At 70.8% G+C, this 17,116-nt stretch carries 14 protein-coding genes; 11 read left to right on the forward strand and 3 right to left on the reverse strand.

The window, feature by feature from the left end; translation table 11 throughout:
• Positions 1-83 precede the first annotated feature (83 nt).
• On the forward strand, positions 84-2,612 hold the full coding sequence (locus tag ACFZCY_RS21755; RefSeq protein ID WP_391175469.1) for a RelA/SpoT family protein: 2,529 nt from the start codon (positions 84-86) through the stop codon (positions 2,610-2,612).
• A gap of 76 nt (positions 2,613-2,688) precedes the next feature.
• Here ACFZCY_RS21755 and ACFZCY_RS21760 read toward each other — a convergent pair whose 3' ends face one another.
• Both ACFZCY_RS21760 and ACFZCY_RS21765 read right to left on the reverse strand, forming a co-directional pair.
• Positions 2,689-3,918, reverse strand: a complete 1,230-nt coding sequence (locus ACFZCY_RS21760) for a DUF349 domain-containing protein (RefSeq protein ID WP_391175472.1) — start codon at positions 3,916-3,918, stop codon at positions 2,689-2,691.
• 214 nt (positions 3,919-4,132) lie between these two features.
• Positions 4,133-4,996 (reverse strand): peptidylprolyl isomerase, encoded by an 864-nt coding sequence (locus tag ACFZCY_RS21765; RefSeq protein ID WP_391175475.1) that lies wholly within the window; start codon positions 4,994-4,996, stop codon positions 4,133-4,135.
• Positions 4,997-5,153: 157 nt separating this feature from the next.
• Between ACFZCY_RS21765 and ACFZCY_RS21770 the strand changes: the two genes are divergently transcribed.
• The 4 genes from ACFZCY_RS21770 (at position 5,154) to ACFZCY_RS21785 (ending at position 9,464) form a co-directional block, all read left to right on the forward strand.
• Positions 5,154-5,876: an MBL fold metallo-hydrolase gene (locus ACFZCY_RS21770; RefSeq protein WP_391175477.1), complete on the forward strand. Its 723-nt coding sequence runs from the start codon at positions 5,154-5,156 to the stop codon at positions 5,874-5,876.
• 14 nt (positions 5,877-5,890) lie between these two features.
• Positions 5,891-7,153 (forward strand): histidine--tRNA ligase, encoded by a 1,263-nt coding sequence (gene hisS, locus ACFZCY_RS21775; protein WP_391175479.1) that lies wholly within the window; start codon positions 5,891-5,893, stop codon positions 7,151-7,153.
• Between the two features lie 244 nt (positions 7,154-7,397).
• On the forward strand, positions 7,398-8,045 hold the full coding sequence (locus ACFZCY_RS21780; protein ID WP_391175483.1) for a vitamin K epoxide reductase family protein: 648 nt from the start codon (positions 7,398-7,400) through the stop codon (positions 8,043-8,045).
• A 51-nt stretch (positions 8,046-8,096) separates the two neighbouring features.
• Complete coding sequence (locus tag ACFZCY_RS21785) at positions 8,097-9,464, forward strand: AAA family ATPase (protein WP_391175486.1); 1,368 nt, start codon at positions 8,097-8,099, stop codon at positions 9,462-9,464.
• Positions 9,465-9,485: 21 nt separating this feature from the next.
• Here ACFZCY_RS21785 and ACFZCY_RS21790 read toward each other — a convergent pair whose 3' ends face one another.
• Positions 9,486-10,232: a DUF2470 domain-containing protein gene (locus ACFZCY_RS21790; protein ID WP_391175489.1), complete on the reverse strand. Its 747-nt coding sequence runs from the start codon at positions 10,230-10,232 to the stop codon at positions 9,486-9,488.
• Positions 10,233-10,425: 193 nt separating this feature from the next.
• Here ACFZCY_RS21790 and rpsD point away from each other — a divergent pair, with 193 nt between their 5' ends.
• The 6 genes from rpsD (at position 10,426) to mltG (ending at position 17,112) form a co-directional block, all read left to right on the forward strand.
• Complete coding sequence (gene rpsD / locus ACFZCY_RS21795; protein WP_361474993.1) at positions 10,426-11,037, forward strand: 30S ribosomal protein S4; 612 nt, start codon at positions 10,426-10,428, stop codon at positions 11,035-11,037.
• A gap of 245 nt (positions 11,038-11,282) precedes the next feature.
• Positions 11,283-11,723, forward strand: a complete 441-nt coding sequence (locus tag ACFZCY_RS21800; RefSeq protein ID WP_361474995.1) for a DUF948 domain-containing protein — start codon at positions 11,283-11,285, stop codon at positions 11,721-11,723.
• Between the two features lie 8 nt (positions 11,724-11,731).
• On the forward strand, positions 11,732-12,061 hold the full coding sequence (locus ACFZCY_RS21805; RefSeq protein ID WP_391175495.1) for a DUF6167 family protein: 330 nt from the start codon (positions 11,732-11,734) through the stop codon (positions 12,059-12,061).
• The gene (gene alaS / locus ACFZCY_RS21810) at positions 12,061-14,748 is read left to right on the forward strand and encodes an alanine--tRNA ligase (RefSeq protein ID WP_391175498.1); all 2,688 of its coding nucleotides are present in this window, start codon (positions 12,061-12,063) and stop codon (positions 14,746-14,748) included. The genes ACFZCY_RS21805 and alaS overlap by 1 nt, the downstream gene beginning before the upstream one ends.
• Before the next feature lie 2 nt (positions 14,749-14,750).
• Entirely contained in the window at positions 14,751-15,215 is a 465-nt protein-coding gene (gene ruvX / locus ACFZCY_RS21815) for a Holliday junction resolvase RuvX (protein WP_055557549.1), read from the forward strand.
• A gap of 91 nt (positions 15,216-15,306) precedes the next feature.
• Complete coding sequence (gene mltG / locus ACFZCY_RS21820; RefSeq protein ID WP_391175503.1) at positions 15,307-17,112, forward strand: endolytic transglycosylase MltG; 1,806 nt, start codon at positions 15,307-15,309, stop codon at positions 17,110-17,112.
• The last annotated feature ends 4 nt before the right edge of the window (positions 17,113-17,116 follow it).

Raw genomic sequence — 17,116 nt, forward strand, 5'->3', positions numbered from 1 at the left:
GGCCGAGAGGCAAGCGGAGTGGCGGGATCGATACCATTGGCACCCCGACCCCCCGGGGTCCGGACCGCTTGAGGAGTGCTCTCTTGCCAGACGAGGCCCAGCCGCTCTCCCCCGGAGTCCGTCCCGCTCCGGACGCGACCGCCGCCGCCGAGCAGACGACGGCGGCCTCAGCCACGCCCGGAAACGGCGCGGACCGTCCGGCACCGGCAGCCGGCACCCCCGAGCAGACCCGGCCGGGGCCCGCCGCGGCGGGCCGCGCGGGCGAGCTGCGGCCCGCCCCGGCCACGCCCCGCACCACCCAGAGCCCGGCCCCGCGCTCCGGCTCCTCCAACCGCGTGCGCGCCCGCCTCGCCCGCCTCGGCGTGCAGCGCTCCAGCCCGTACAACCCGGTCCTGGAGCCCCTGCTGCGCATCGTGCGCGGCAACGACCCCAAGGCGGACGGCGCCACGCTGCGGCAGATCGAGCGCGCGTACCAGGTGGCCGAGCGCTGGCACCGCGGGCAGAAGCGCAAGAGCGGCGATCCGTACATCACCCACCCGCTCGCGGTGACCACGATCCTCGCCGAGCTGGGTATGGATCCGGCCACGCTGATGGCCGGGCTGCTGCACGACACCGTCGAGGACACCGAATACGGCCTGGACACCCTGCGCCGCGACTTCGGCGATCAGGTCGCCCTGCTCGTCGACGGCGTCACCAAGCTGGACAAGGTCAAGTTCGGCGAGGCGGCCCAGGCCGAGACCGTGCGCAAGATGGTCGTCGCGATGGCCAAGGACCCCCGGGTCCTGGTGATCAAGCTCGCCGACCGGCTGCACAACATGCGCACCATGCGCTACCTGAAGCGGGAGAAGCAGGAGAAGAAGGCCCGCGAGACGCTGGAGATCTACGCCCCGCTCGCCCATCGGCTGGGCATGAACACCATCAAGTGGGAGCTGGAGGACCTCGCCTTCGCGATCCTCTACCCCAAGATGTACGACGAGATCGTCCGGCTGGTCGCCGAGCGGGCGCCCAAGCGCGACGAGTACCTGGCCGTCGTCACCGACCAGGTGCAGGGCGATCTGCGGGCGGCCCGGATCAAGGCGACCGTCACCGGCCGCCCCAAGCACTACTACTCCGTCTACCAGAAGATGATCGTGCGGGGCCGGGACTTCGCCGAGATCTACGACCTGGTGGGCATCAGGGTGCTCGTCGACACCGTCCGCGACTGCTACGCGGCGCTGGGGACCATCCACGCGCGGTGGAACCCGGTGCCCGGGCGGTTCAAGGACTACATCGCGATGCCCAAGTTCAACATGTACCAGTCGCTGCACACGACGGTCATCGGGCCCAGCGGCAAGCCGGTCGAGCTGCAGATCCGCACCTTCGACATGCACCGCCGCGCTGAGTACGGCATCGCCGCGCACTGGAAGTACAAGCAGGAGGCGGTCGCCGGCACCTCCAAGGTCCGCACCGACGTGCCCCGGGGCAAGGCCGGCAAGGACGACGCCGTCAACGACATGGCGTGGCTGCGGCAGCTCCTGGACTGGCAGAAGGAGACCGAGGACCCGGGCGAGTTCCTGGAGTCCCTGCGCTTCGACCTGTCCCGCAACGAGGTCTTCGTCTTCACGCCCAAGGGCGACGTCATAGCGCTGCCCGCCGGGGCCACCCCGGTGGACTTCGCGTACGCCGTCCACACCGAGGTCGGCCACCGCACCATCGGGGCCCGGGTCAACGGGCGGCTGGTGCCGCTGGAGTCGACCCTCGACAACGGTGACCTGGTGGAGGTCTTCACCTCCAAGGCGGCCGGGGCCGGGCCGTCGCGCGACTGGCTGGGCTTCGTCAAGTCACCGCGGGCCCGTAACAAGATCCGTGGCTGGTTCTCCAAGGAGCGCCGCGACGAGGCCATCGAGCAGGGCAAGGACGCGATCGTCCGGGCGATGCGCAAGCAGAACCTGCCGATCCAGCGGATCCTGACCGGCGACTCGCTGGTCACCCTCGCCCACGAGATGCGCTACCCGGACATCTCCTCGCTCTACGCGGCCATCGGCGAGGGCCATGTCTCCGCGCAGAACGTGGTCGGCAAGCTCGTCTCGGCCCTCGGCGGCGAGGAGGCCGCCAACGAGGACATCGCCGAGACCGCCCCGCCCATCCGGCGCTCCAAGCGCCGCTCCAGCGCCGACCCGGGCGTGGTGGTCAAGGGCGTCGAGGACGTGTGGGTCAAGCTGGCCCGCTGCTGTACGCCGGTGCCGGGCGACCCCATCATCGGCTTCGTGACCCGCGGCAGCGGTGTCTCCGTCCACCGCGCCGACTGCGTCAACGTGGACTCGCTGTCCCAGCAGCCCGAGCGCATCCTCGACGTCGAATGGGCGCCCACCCAGTCGTCGGTCTTCCTGGTCGCCATCCAGGTCGAGGCGCTGGACCGGTCCCGGCTGCTGTCGGACGTCACCCGCGTCCTGTCCGACCAGCACGTCAACATCCTCTCCGCGGCCGTCCAGACCTCCCGCGACCGGGTGGCCACCTCGCGCTTCACGTTCGAGATGGGCGACCCCAAGCATCTGGGACACGTCCTGAAGGCCGTGCGCGGCGTCGAGGGCGTCTACGACGTGTACCGGGTCACCTCGGCCCGGGCACGCTGAGAAAGCGCCGCAGAACGCGAATGGCGGCCCCGGTCTCCCGGGGCCGCCATGCGCGTGCCGTTTCAGCGCGACGAGCTCAGCCGCCGAACTCCTCCAGGCCCTTGAGCGCCTGGTCCAGCAGCGCCTGCCGGCCCTCGAGCTCCTTGGAGAGCTTGTCGGCCTTCGCGTTGTTCCCCGCCGCGCGGGCCGCGTCGATCTGGGAACGCAGCTTGTCCACGGCGTCCTGGAGCTGGCCGGTCAGCCCCTGGGCGCGCGCCCGCGCCTCGGGGTTCGTACGCCGCCACTCGGCCTCCTCGGCCTCCTGGAAGGCGCGCTCGACCGCGTGCAGCCGGCCCTCGATGCGGGCGCGGGCGTCCCGCGGCACATGGCCGACGGCCTCCCACCGCTCGTTGATCGACCGGAACGCCGCGCGGGACGCCTTCAGGTCCGAGATCGGCAGCAGCTTCTCGGCCTCGACGACCAGCTCCTCCTTGCGGGTCAGGTTCTCCCGCTGCTCGGCGTCCCGCTCCGCGAAGACCTCGCCGCGGGCCTGGAAGAAGACGTCCTGGGCGCCGCGGAACCGGTTCCACAGGTCGTCCTCGTGCTCGCGCTGCGCGCGGCCCGCGGCCTTCCAGTCGGCCATCAGCTCGCGGTAGCGGGCCGCGGTCGGCCCCCAGTCGGTGGAGCCGGACAGCGCCTCCGCCTCGGCGACCAGCTTCTCCTTGGTCTGCCGGGCCTCCTCGCGCTGCGCGTCCAGCGCCGCGAAGTGCGCCTTGCGCCGCTTGGAGAACGCCGAGCGGGCGTGCGAGAAGCGGTGCCACAGCTGGTCGTCCGTCTTGCGGTCCAGCCGCGGCAGGCCCTTCCAGGTGTCGACCAGGGCGCGCAGCCGCTCCCCGGCCGCCCGCCACTGCTCACTGGCCGCCAGCTCCTCGGCCTCGGCGACCAGCGCCTCCTTGGCCTGGCGGGCCTCGTCGGCCTGCACCGCCTTGGCCGCCCGGCGCTCCTCACGGCGCGTCTCGACGACCTTGGCGAGCTGGTCGAGCCGCTTGCGCAGCGCTTCCAGATCGCCGACCACATGGTGCTCGTCGACCTGGTGCCGGATGTGCTCGATGGCCGCCGTCGCGTCCTTGGCCGACAGGTCGGTGGTCTTGACCCGGCGCTCGAGAAGGTCGATCTCGACGACCAGACCGTCGTACTTGCGCTCGAAGTAGGCGAGGGCCTCGTCCGGCGATCCCGCCTGCCACGACCCGACGACCTGCTCACCGTCGGCCGTACGCACGTACACGGTCCCCGCCTCGTCGACGCGGCCCCAAGGCTCGCTGCTCACAGCGCCTCCTCCACATGATGCCGGGGCGGGCGTGCGGCCCGCGGGCATCGTCCACAGTTTCTTCCGGCCGGGCAGCGACGCCCGGGCCGGTCTCCCAGCAGGGTGATGCGGCCATCACGGCAGGCACCCTGCACAACGCCAACATAGGCGAACGGTGCCCCGGCTGTCCGTATCCTGCGCGACCGAAATTTCGCGGTACGCACACCCGGCGACCTCAGGACTTGCCGACCGTCGCCTTGTTGATCACCACGCTGGCGTTCGGAGCGGTGTTCTGCATCTGGTCCGGGGGAGCCGCTCCGGCCTTGGCGATCTTCTGCAGGACCTTCATGCCGTCCTCGGAGACCTTCCCGAAGGGGGTGTAGTCCGGCGGCAGCGGGCTGTCCTTGTAGACCAGGAAGAACTGGCTGCCGCCGCTGTTCCGGCCCTTCTTGGTCTGCGCGTTGTACTGGTTCGCCATCGCGACCGTGCCCGCCGGGTACGTGTTCCCCTTCAGCGAGGGGTCCTTCAGGTTCTCGTCCGGCAGGGTGTAGCCGGGGCCGCCCGCGCCGGTGCCCTGCGGGTCACCGCACTGCAGCACGTAGATCCCCTGGTTCACCAGCCGGTGGCACTTGGTGTGGTCGAAGTACCCCTTGCCGGCCAGGAAGTCGAACGAGTTGACCGTGTGCGGCGCCTTGGCGGCGTCCATGTCGAAGGAGATGTCCCCGCAGGTGGTCTCCAGCTTCATGGTGTACGAGGCCGACTTGTCGATGGAGACCGCCGGCTCCTTCTTGAACGACATCTTCTTGGGCTTCTCGCCCTGGACCGCCTTCGCCTCCTTGGCGCACGGGTCCGGCGCCTTGCTGGTGGCGGGGGCCGAAGGAGTGGACGCGGCGGCGTCGTCCTTCTTCTTGTCCTTGCCGTCGCCGGAGAACGCGCCCGCGGCCGCCACGGCCCCGCCGCCGGCCAGCACCACGGCCAGTACGGAGGCGATCACCACATTGCGCTGGCGGGCCTTGCGCCGTGCCGTCTCGCGCCGCTGCTGCTGCCGCAGGTACTTCTCCCGGGCTAGCTGCCGCCGCCGCTGCTCGCTACTGACCACCGGGTCGTCTCCTCACGCCGTATGTCATCGGTGTCCTGCCGGAGGGCTCGGCCGTACCGTATACGGGTTCGCTGTGCCGGGCCCGCCGCCGGTAGGCTCTGGAGCTGCCGACATTCTTCCGCCGGCCGACTCTTCCGGACGACATTTAAGGACGATCGTGCTCATTGCCGGGTTCCCCGCCGGGGCCTGGGGGACCAACTGCTACCTGGTCGCCCCCGCCGCCGGCGAGGAGTGCGTGATCATCGACCCGGGCCACCAGGCGGCCCAAGGCGTCGAGGAGGCCGTCGCCAAACACCGGCTCAAGCCCGTCGCCGTCATCCTGACCCACGGCCACATCGACCACGTCGCCTCGGTCGTCCCGGTCTGCGGCGCCCATGACGTACCGGCCTGGATCCACCCCGCCGACCGCTACATGATGAGCGATCCGGCCAAGGCGCTCGGACGGTCCATCGGCACGCAGCTGATGGGCGAGCTGACCGTCGGCGAGCCGGACGACGTCAAGGAGCTGGCCGACGGCTCCGAACTGAAGCTGGCCGGAATGGAGTTCACCGTCGCGCACGCGCCGGGCCATACCAAGGGGTCGGTGACCTTCAGGCTGCCCGAACAGGCGGACATCCCCCCGGTGTTCTTCTCGGGCGACCTGCTCTTCGCCGGCTCCATCGGACGCACCGATCTGCCCGGCGGCGACCACGCCGAGATCCTCGAGTCCCTGGCCCGCGTGTGCCTGCCGCTCGACGATTCGACCGTGGTGCTGTCCGGCCACGGCCCCCAGACCAGCATCGGCCGCGAGCGCGCCACCAACCCCTTCCTGCGGCAGGTGGCCGCCGGCCCCGGAGACGCCGCCACGGACGCGGCAGCGGCTCCGCGACGAGGAATGTGACGAGAGAACCCACGTTGAGCACCTTCAAGGCCCCCAAGGGCACCTACGACCTGATCCCGCCGGTCTCCGCGACCTACCTCGCGGTGCGGGACGCCATCGCCACCCCGCTGCGGCGGTCCGGCTACGGCTACATCGAGACACCCGGCTTCGAGAACGTCGAACTCTTCGCGCGCGGCGTCGGCGAGTCCACCGACATCGTCACCAAGGAGATGTACACCCTCACCACCAAGGGTGGCGACGAGCTGGCGCTGCGCCCCGAGGGGACCGCCTCGGTGCTGCGCGCCGCACTGGAGGCCAACCTGCACAAGGCCGGCAGCCTGCCGGTCAAGCTCTGGTACTCCGGTTCGTACTACCGCTACGAGCGCCCCCAGAAGGGCCGCTACCGCCACTTCTCGCAGGTCGGTGCCGAGGCGATCGGTGCCGAGGACCCGGCCCTGGACGCCGAGCTGATCATCCTCGCGCACGCCGCCTACCGGTCGCTGGGGCTGCGTAACTTCCGGATCCTGCTGAACTCGCTCGGCGACGCCGAGTGCCGCCCCGTCTACCGGGCCGCACTCCAGGACTTCCTGCGCGGGCTGGACCTGGACGAGGACACCCGGCGGCGCATCGACATCAACCCGCTGCGGGTGCTCGACGACAAGCGTGACGCCGTCCAGAAGCAGCTGGCCGGCGCGCCGCTGCTGCGCGACTACCTGTGCGACGCCTGCCGGGAGTACCACGCGCGGGTGCGTGAGCTGATCACCGCGCAGGGCGTGGAGTTCGAGGACGACGCCAAGCTGGTCCGCGGCCTCGACTACTACACCCGCACCACGTTCGAGTTCGTCCACGACGGCCTCGGCTCGCAGTCCGCGGTCGGCGGCGGCGGCCGGTACGACGGCCTGTCCGAGATGATCGGCGGCCCGGCCCTGCCGTCGGTGGGCTGGGCGCTCGGCGTCGACCGTACGGTGCTCGCGCTGGAGGCCGAGGGCGTCCGGCTGGACCTGCCCGACGCGACGAGCGTCTTCGCCGTGCCGCTGGGGGAGGAGGCCCGCAAGGTCCTCTTCGGCGTGGTCGGCGAGCTGCGCAAGGAAGGCGTGGCGACGGACTTCGCGTACGGCGGCAAGGGGCTCAAGGCCGCGATGAAGGCCGCGAACCGCAGCGGCGCGCGGTACGCGATCGTGGCGGGTGAGCGGGACTTCGCCGAGGGCGTCGTCCAGCTGAAGGACATGGAATCGGGCGAGCAGGAGGCCGTTCCGCTGTCCAAGATCGTGACCACCGTCCAGGCGAAGCTGGGCTGACCGCCTCGGCGGCGTCAACGCCGCGGGGCCCGGTTCATCCTGCCAATCGGGACCGCCCTCCGCCCGCCGGTCCCGCCCCTCCCGGGGCGGGGCCCCGGCCGCCTCGGCCCGCGCTTATCCCCGCCGAACGGGGGACCCGCGAAGATGGTCGGGCCCTGACAACAGGGCATGGCGGGGCCATGGGTTGGGGCACAATGGCCGTGCCCGACGGGGCCGGACAGTGTGGAGAGCGACGGACGGCGATATGGCGACGACACTGATGGACGACGTGGAGTCCGACGAGGCGCGGGGCGGCGCGCGGACCGGAACGGGAGGCGGCCGCGCCTTCGCGCTCCTGCTCGTGATCACCGGCGCGCTGGGGCTGCTGGCGGCCTGGGTCATCACGCTCGACAAGAACAAGATCCTCGAGTACAAGGCCGACGGCAAGGTCTTCACCCCCGGCTGCAGCCTCAACCCCGTGGTCTCCTGCGGAAACATCATGGAGAGCAAGCAGGCCGCGGCGTTCGGCTTCCCGAACCCGATGCTCGGCCTGGTCGCCTACGGCATCGTCATCTGCGTGGGCGTGTCCCTGCTGGCCGGGGCGCGCTTCCCGCGCTGGTACTGGCTGACGTTCAACGCGGGCACCCTCTTCGGCGTCGGCTTCGTGACCTGGCTCCAGTACGAGTCGCTGTACGTCATCGGCTCGCTGTGCCTGTGGTGCTGCCTCGCCTGGGTCGCCACCATCGTGATGTTCTGCTACGTCACCGGCCACAACCTCAAGCACGGATACCTCCCGGCGCCGGACGGGCTGCGGCGCGGGCTGCTGGAGTTCCACTGGGTGGTGCCGGTGATGTGGATCGGCGTGATCGGGATGCTCATCCTGACCCGCTGGTGGGACTTCTGGACCAGCTAGGCCGAACCCCTGGAAACCGGTGCTGTCGGTGACGTGTCATAGGCTTTCGGGGTGGAGCCAGACCTGTTCACCGCCGCCGCCGAGGAACGCCAGGAGAAGGACCCTTCCAGCAGCCCGCTGGCCGTGCGCATGCGCCCGCGCACGCTGGACGAGGTCGTGGGCCAGCAGCATCTGCTGCGCCCGGGATCGCCGTTGCGGAGACTGGTCGGCGAGGGCAGCGGAGGCCCGGCCGGGCCCTCCTCGGTCCTGCTGTGGGGCCCGCCCGGGATCGGGAAGACCACGCTCGCGTACGTGGTCAGCCAGGCCACCCAGAAGCGGTTCGTGGAGCTGTCGGCGATCACCGCGGGGGTCAAGGAGGTGCGGGCCGTCATCGACGGGGCGCGCCGCTCCTCGGGGGCGTACGGCCGGGAGACCGTGCTCTTCCTGGACGAGATCCACCGCTTCAGCAAGGCGCAGCAGGATTCGCTGCTGCCCGCCGTGGAGAACCGCTGGGTCACCCTGATCGCGGCCACCACGGAGAACCCGTACTTCTCGGTGATCTCCCCGCTGCTGTCCCGCTCGCTGCTGCTCACCCTGGAGCCGCTCACCGACGACGATCTGCGCGGGCTGGTGCGCCGCGCGCTGACCGACGAGCGGGGGCTCGGCGGCGCGGTCACCCTCCCCGAGGAGTCCGAGGGGCATCTGCTGCGGATCGCGGGCGGCGACGCCCGGCGGGCGCTCACCGCCCTGGAGGCGGGGGCCGGGTCGGCGATGGCCAAGGGCGAGGCGGAGATCACGCTGACCACGCTGGAGGAGGCGGTCGACCGGGCCGCGGTCACCTACGACCGGGCCGGTGATCAGCACTACGACGTGGCAAGCGCTCTCATCAAGTCGATCCGCGGCTCGGATGTGGATGCCGCGCTGCACTATCTGGCGCGGATGATCGAGGCGGGGGAGGACCCGCGGTTCATCGCGCGGCGGCTGATGATCTCGGCGAGTGAGGACATCGGGCTGGCCGATCCGACCGCCCTGCCCACCGCCGTGGCGGCGGCGCAGGCGGTCGCGCTGATCGGCTTCCCCGAGGCCGCCCTGACGCTGAGCCACGCCACGATCGCGCTGGCGCTCGCGCCCAAGTCCAACGCGGCCACGACGGCGATCGGGGCGGCGCTGGCGGACGTCCGGGCGGGGCTCGCGGGCCCGGTGCCGCCGCATCTGCGGGACGGGCACTACAAGGGCGCCGAAAAGCTCGGCCACGCCCAGGGGTATCTGTATCCGCACGATCTGCCGGGCGGCATCGCGGCGCAGCAGTACGCGCCGGACAAGATCCAGGGAAAGCGCTACTACGAGCCGACGCGGTACGGGGCGGAGGCCCGCTATGCGGATGTGGTCGAGCGGGTCCGGGCGCGGCTGCGCGGCGACCCGCCGCCGGAGTCCTCGTAAACGACGCCTCCCGTCCCCGGCCTAGTCGGCGGCCGCCTCGAACAGGGTGTGCATCGCGCGGCGCAGTTCGGAGACGCTCCGCACCGGCTCCGGGAAGTCGAAGCGCGCGTCGAACGGCCGGTCGGCGTCGTCCGTGAAGCGGACGCGCAGGCCGAAGCGGTCCAGGGCCACGGGGATCGCGGGGCCGCGGGTGCACACCATGGACGAGCGCTCGCCCAGCAGGGCGCACAGTCCGCGCACCTGGTCGCTGTGGGCGGCGTGCAGATGCTGCAGCAGCTCGGCCTCGTGCGGGGCCAGCGGGTCGGGGGTGGCCTGCGCGAAGTCGTCCGGCTCGACGCCGTCCGCGCCCCACAGGTCGTCCACGCACGCCTCGGCGACCTCCAGCCGCAGCAGCGTCCAGGCGGCGGCCCGGCCGCGCGGCCCGGTGGCCGGGCCGGGCTGAAGGGCCTCGCCGAGGCCCAGCAGCTCTCCGACCGGATGGTGCTGCGCGAGCAGTGCCGCGCTCGCGGCGCGGTCGCCGCCGCGTACGGGGGTGAGCCAGCCGGCCACCCGGGCGCGGCCGCGGATCCGCTGGGGCACCGAGACCGGGGCGACGTCCGTGATCTCCATCACGCAGGTCAGATCGTCGTCCTGCGCGTAGGCCGCCGCGCGGGCCGCGGGTGAGCCGCCGGGGAGCAGCAACAGCACATCCCCGTCCGGGGTGACGGTGCGAGCGGCCGGTCCGTCCATCCCGAGATCGTCGGGGACCTCGATTCCGGGAATCGTCAACGACGCCGTAGCCTTGTTTTCCACGAGAGTCCGTACACGCTCTGCCGCCGTCGGCCGCAGGGCGTCTTCCTTGGGACGCGGCTGACCCTCCTCAAGACTCTGAGCAGTGCTGGGCAGGGGGATCCCAGGTCGAAACATGCGTTCTCCTCGACTAAGGTAAGGCTCACCTAACTTACATGGAGGTTCGTTCCACGTGAACCAGTCGCGTCCCAAGGTCAAGAAGTCGAGGGCGCTCGGCATCGCGCTGACGCCGAAGGCCGTCAAGTACTTCGAGGCCCGTCCCTACCCGCCCGGCGAGCACGGCCGCGGCCGCAAGCAGACCAGTGACTACAAGGTCCGGCTGCTGGAGAAGCAGCGTCTGCGCGCTCAGTACGACATCAGCGAGCGTCAGATGGCCCGTGCCTACGACCGCGCTCGGAAGGTCGAAGGCAAGACAGGCGAAGCCCTGATCATCGAGCTTGAGCGCCGTCTGGACGCGCTCGTCCTGCGGTCGGGAATCGCCCGCACGATCTACCAGGCCCGCCAGATGGTGGTCCACGGTCACATCGAGGTCAACGGCCGCAAGGTCGACAAGCCCTCCTTCCGGGTCAGCCCGGACGACGTGGTGATGGTCCGCGAGCGCAGCCGCGAGAAGCACCCCTTCCAGGTGGCCCGCGAGGGTGGCTACGCCCCCGACGGCGAGACCCCGCGTTACCTGCAGGTCAACCTGAAGGCGCTCGCCTTCCGCCTCGACCGGGACCCGAACCGCAAGGAGGTCCCGGTGATCTGCGACGAGCAGCTCGTCGTCGAGTACTACGCCCGCTGACCCAGCGGACCGTACGCGCTCATCAGCCCGCGGGTTCCCCATCGACCGGTGTGTGTCGGGGGGAACCCGCGGGCTGTTTGGCCGAGCGGAATGCGTTTCAGCCGGGCCTGCCCGGCGCGATAGGGTCGTTACCTGCCGCCCCCGCCCGGACGACCCGCTCGAGACCGGCGGGCGACGGACGACTCGAACGACGGACGACCTGAACGACGACGACCGACGTGATCGGCAGCAGGGAGCGGTGCAACGTGTCCGGTGGAGAGGTGGCCGGGATCCTCGTGGCCGTCTTCTGGGCGATCCTGGTGTCCTTCCTCGCCCTCGCCCTGGTGAGACTCGCCCAGACGCTCAAGGCGGCCACCCGGCTGGTGGCCGAGGTCACCGAGCAGGCGGTGCCGCTGCTCAGTGAGGCATCGGCGACCGTGCGCGAGGCAAACACCCAGCTCGCGCGCGTGGACTCGATCGCCTCCGACGTCCAGGAGGTCACCTCGAACGCCTCCGCGCTGTCCTCGACCGTCTCCTCCGCCTTCGGCGGACCGCTGGTCAAGGTGGCGGCGTTCGGCTACGGCGTCCGGCGCGCGATCGGCCGCAAGGGCCGGCCCGAGAGCGAGCCCGCGCCCACCGTCGTCATCGGCAAGACCCTGCCGTCCGCCCGCCGGGGCGGCCGCCGCAACCGTGGATCGAAGGGCTGAGAGACCGGATGTTCCGCCGCACTTTCTGGTTCACCACCGGCGTCGCAGCCGGTGTGTGGGCCACCACCAAGGTCCAGCGCAAGCTCAACCAGCTCACCCCCGAGAGCCTGGCGGCGCAGGCCGCCGACCGGGCGGTGCTCGCCGGACGGCGGATCAAGGTCTTCGCGCTCGATGTGCGCGACGGCATGGCCGACCGCGAGGCGGCCCTCAAGGACGCCCTGGGCCTGACCTCGGCGCCCGCGAACGACCTCACCCAGCTGCCGGCCCAGCGCGGCCGGGCCCAGCTCACCCACACGCCTACCCGCCCCTACCCGAACGCCCGAAATGAGGACCACTGATGGAGTCGGCTGAAATCCGCCGCCGCTGGCTGCGCTTCTTCGAGGAGCGCGGGCACACCGTCGTGCCGTCGGCGTCGCTCATCGCGGACGACCCGACCCTGCTGCTCGTCAACGCGGGCATGGTCCCCTTCAAGCCGTTCTTCCTGGGTGAGGTCCAGCCGCCCTACAAGCGCGCCGTGAGCGTGCAGAAGTGCGTCCGTACGCCGGACATCGAAGAGGTCGGCAAGACCACCCGGCACGGCACGTTCTTCCAGATGTGCGGCAACTTCTCGTTCGGCGACTACTTCAAGGAAGGCGCCATCACCTACGCCTGGGAGCTGCTGACCGGCTCCGTGGCGGACGGTGGCTACGGCCTGGACCCCGACCGGCTCTGGATCACCGTCTACGAGCAGGACGACGAGGCCGAGCGCATCTGGCGCGATGTCGTCGGCGTCCCCGCCGAGCGCATCCAGCGCCTGGGCATGGGCCCCAACTACTGGTCCATGGGCGTCCCCGGCCCCTGCGGCCCCTGCTCCGAGATCAACTACGACCGTGGTCCGGAGTTCGGCGTGGAGGGCGGCCCGGCCGTCAACGACGAGCGCTACGTGGAGATCTGGAACCTGGTCTTCATGCAGTACGAGCGCGGCCCGGGCGAGGGCAAGGAGAACTTCCCCATCCTCGGCGAGCTGCCCAGCAAGAACATCGACACCGGCCTCGGTCTCGAACGCCTCGCGATGATCCTGCAGGGCGTGCAGAACATGTACGAGACCGACACCCTGCGCGTCGTGATCGACAAGGCCACCGAGCTGACCGGGGTCGCCTACGGCGCCGCCCATGACTCCGACGTATCGCTGCGCGTGGTCGCCGACCACATGCGCACCTCCGTCATGCTCATCGGTGACGGCGTCACCCCCGGCAACGAGGGCCGCGGCTATGTGCTGCGCCGTATCATGCGCCGCGCCATCCGCAACATGCGCATCCTCGGCGCCGCCGAGCCGGTCGTCGCCGAGCTGGTGGACACCGTCCTCACGACCATGGGCGAGCAGTACCCGGAGCTGCTGACCGACCGCAAGCGCATCGAGACCGTCGCGCTCGCCGAGGAGTCGGCCTTCCTGAAGACCCTCAAGGCCGGCACCAACATCCTCGACACCGCCGTCACCGACACCAAGGCCGCCGGCGGCACCGTCCTCCCCGGCGACAAGGCGTTCCTGCTCCACGACACCTGGGGCTTCCCGATCGACCTCACCCTGGAGATGGCCGCCGAACAGGGCCTCTCGGTGGACGAGGACGGCTTCCGCCGCCTGATGCGGGAGCAGCGGGAGCGCGCCAAGGCCGACGCCAAGGCCAAGAAGACCGGCCACGCCGACCTGTCCGCCTACCGCGAGGTCGCCGACACCTCCGGCTCGACCGTCTTCACCGGCTACAGCGACACCTCCGGTGAGTCCACCGTCGTCGGCCTGCTGGTCGACGGGGTCTCCTCGCCCGCCGCCTCCGAGGGCGACGACGTCGAGGTCGTCCTGGACCGCACCCCGTTCTACGCCGAGGGCGGCGGCCAGCTCGCCGACACCGGCAAGATCAAGCTGGCCTCCGGCGCCGTCGTCGAGGTGCGGGACGTCCAGCAGCCGGTGCCCGGCGTCAGCGTGCACAAGGGCGTCGTCCAGGTCGGCGAGGTGACGGTCGGCTCCGCCGCGTACGCCGAGATCGACATCAGGCGCCGCCGGGCCATCGCCCGCGCCCACAGCGCCACCCACCTCACCCACCAGGCGCTGCGCGACGCGCTCGGCCCGACCGCCGCCCAGGCCGGTTCCGAGAACTCGCCCGGCCGCTTCCGCTTCGACTTCGGCTCGCCGACCGCCGTCCCCGGCACGGTGCTCACCGACGTCGAGCAGAAGATCAACGAGGTGCTCTCCCGCGAACTCGACGTCACCGCCGAGGTGATGAGCATGGACGACGCCAAGAAGCAGGGCGCCATCGCCGAGTTCGGCGAGAAGTACGGCGACCGGGTGCGCGTGGTGACCATCGGCGACTTCTCCAAGGAGCTGTGCGGCGGTACGCACGTCCACAACACCGCCCAGCTGGGCCTGGTGAAGCTGCTCGGCGAGTCCTCCATCGGCTCCGGCGTGCGCCGCGTGGAGGCTCTGGTGGGCGTGGACGCGTACAACTTCCTGGCCCGTGAGCACACGGTCGTCTCCCAGCTCACCGACCTGGTCAAGGGGCGCCCCGAGGAGCTTCCGGAGAAGATCTCCGGAATGATCGGCAAGCTCCGGGACGCGGAGAAGGAGATCGAGCGGTTCCGCGCCGAGAAGGTGCTGCAGGCCGCCGCCGGGCTCGCCGAGGGCGCCAAGGACGTCCGGGGCGTCACCCTGGCCACCGGCCGGGTGCCGGACGGCACGACCGCCGACGACCTGCGCAAGCTGGTGCTGGACGTGCGCGGACGGCTGGACCAGAAGGCGGGGGCCCTCGACCGGCCCGCCGTCGTCGCCCTGTTCACCGTGGCGAACGGCCGCCCGCTGACCGTCATCGCCACCAACGAGACGGCACGCGAGCGCGGTCTCAAGGCCGGTGACCTGGTCCGTACCGCCGCCAAGACGCTCGGCGGCGGAGGCGGCGGCAAGCCGGACGTCGCTCAGGGCGGCGGCCAGAACCCGGACGCCGTCGGCGACGCCATCGAGGCCGTCGAGCGGCTCGTCGCGGAAGCGGGCCAGTAGCCGTGCGACGCGGCCGGCGCATCGCCATCGACGTCGGGGACGCCCGGATCGGGGTCGCCTCGTGCGACCCCGACGGGATCCTCGCCACCCCCGTGGAGACCGTGCCGGGACGTGACATCCCGGCCGCCCACAAGCGGCTGGCGGCCCTCGTCGAGGAGTACGAGCCCATCGAGGTGGTGATCGGCCTCCCGCGCTCGCTCAACGGGCGCGAGGGGCCGGCCGCGGCCAAGGTGCGCACCTTCGCCCGGGAGCTGGCGCGGCGGGTCCAGCCGGTGTCCGTACGGCTGGTCGACGAGCGTATGACGACCGTCACAGCGGCGCATGGCCTCCGGGCTTCCGGGGTGTCGTCCAAGAAGGGCCGTTCGGTCGTTGACCAGGCAGCCGCGGTGGTCATTCTGCAGAGCGCGCTGGAGACCGAGCGGGCCTCCGGCCGGGCGCCGGGCGAGGCCGTCGAAGTGGTCATCTGATCGCGATACGGTAACGTTCCGCGCGACATGGCAGCCGTCACTTGTGCCGCGAGCGCACTCGGTGGCTGCCACCGCCATCGCTAGGGGTTCGATGACTGAGTACGGCCGGGGACCCGGCTCCCAACCGTGGCATCCCGAGGACCCGTTGTACGGGGACCAGGGATGGGGCGGGCATCAGGCGGTGACCGGGCAGGAGCCGTACCCGCAGGACCCGAACGACCCCTACGGACAGGGCCCCTACGCGCAGGACGGTTACCCGCACGACGGCTACGCCCAGGACGCCTACGCGCACGACGGCTACGCCCAGGGCGCCCACGGCCAGGACGTCTACGGGCAGGACCCCTACGGACACCAGCAGTACCCGCACGGATACCCGCAGGACGCCCAGCCGTTCCCGCAGCAGCAACAGCAGTCGCCGTGGGACCAGCAGGGGCAGCAGGGATACGACACCAGCGGCAACGGCGGCTGGGACGGCTCGTACGGCGGCGGGATGGACCCGAACGACCCCTACGCCTACGCGGCCCAGGGCGGCGCCCAGGAGGGCTTCCCGCAGCAGGCGGCGCACGAGCCGCCGCAGCAGCACGAGCCGCCGCAGCAGCACGAGCCGCAGCGGCAGCAGGACGCGCAGACGCCGGGGGAGACCCAGCAGATGCCCCAGGTGCCGCAGGAGGCACAGGAGCCCGAGCCCCAGGTATCCCGGCAGGACCCCCCGAAGGACGACCATCCGTTCTTCGCCTCGGACGCCGACGCCGCGGACGATGACACCGAGGGCCGCGCACAGAAGGGCAAGAAGTCCAAGAAGGCGAAGGGGAAGTCCGGGGCCAAGCGCCGCAGCGGCGTCGCCTGCCTCTTCGTCACCGTCGTCCTGGTGGGCGCGGTCGGCGGAGGCGGCTACTTCGCCTATGACTTCTGGCAGACCCGCTTCGGACCGGCGCCGGACTACGAGGGCCAGGGCAGCGGTCAGGTCGAGGTGGAGGTGCCCGACGGTTCGGGCAATGCCGAAATCGGCAGCATCCTCGCTGAAAAGGGCGTGGTCAAGAGCAGCGGCGCCTTCGTGGAAGCCGTCGAGGACAGCGGCAAGTTCGTCCAGCCGGGCAGCTACAGCCTCCGCAAGGAAATGTCCGGCGCGGCCGCGGTGAAGCTGATGCTCAGCCCCGCGGGCAACAATGCCCTGATCGTCACCGAGGGCATGCGCGACGCCGCCGTCTACGCGGCGATCGACAAGAAGACCGGCGTCAAGGCGGGCACCACGGCGGGCGTCGCCAGGAAGGAGGCCAAGAACCTCGGGCTGCCTTCCTGGGCGAATGACAATTCCAGGATCAAGGATCCGCTGGAAGGATTCCTCTACCCGTCCCGCTACAGCGTGGCCAAGAAGGCCAAGCCCGCGGACGTCCTGCGCAAGATGGTCGCCGAGGCCAAGCGGAACTACGCGAAGCAGGACCTGGAGGGCCAGGCCAAGGAGCTGGGCCTCAAGAGCCCGCTGCAACTCATCACCGTGGCGAGCCTGGTCCAAGCGGAGGGCGTGACCCACGACGACTTCCGCAAGATGGCCGAAGTGGTCTACAACCGGCTCGAGCCCGGCAACAGCCAGACCAATGGCAAGCTGGAATTCGACTCGACGTACAACTACATCAAGAACCAGAGCAAGCTCGACATCTCGATCAGCGAGATCAAGGGCTACGACAACCCGTACAACACCTACTTCTACAAAGGTCTGCCGCCGGGCCCGATCGGGAACCCCGGTGCGGACGCGCTCAAGGCGTCGATGAACCCGACCAGCGACGGCTGGTACTACTTCGTGGCGATCGGCAACAAGAGCCAGTTCTCCAAGACCTACGCGGAACACCAGAAGTGGGTCGACAAGTTCAACAAGCAGCAGCGCGAGAACAACGGCTGAGGAA

The sequence above is a fragment of the Streptomyces sp. NPDC007983 genome (assembly GCF_042958345.1).
Taxonomy (GTDB): Bacteria; Actinomycetota; Actinomycetes; order Streptomycetales; family Streptomycetaceae; genus Streptomyces.

Bases quoted from the DNA above. Each gene is read 5' to 3' on its own strand.
- ACFZCY_RS21780 (WP_391175483.1), top strand. From the start codon at position 7,398: ATGGCGACGACACTGATGGACGACGTGGAGTCCGACGAGGCGCGGGGC.
- mltG (WP_391175503.1), top strand. From the start codon at position 15,307: ATGACTGAGTACGGCCGGGGACCCGGCTCCCAACCGTGGCATCCCGAG.
- ACFZCY_RS21805 (WP_391175495.1), top strand. From the start codon at position 11,732: ATGTTCCGCCGCACTTTCTGGTTCACCACCGGCGTCGCAGCCGGTGTG.
- alaS (WP_391175498.1), top strand. From the start codon at position 12,061: ATGGAGTCGGCTGAAATCCGCCGCCGCTGGCTGCGCTTCTTCGAGGAG.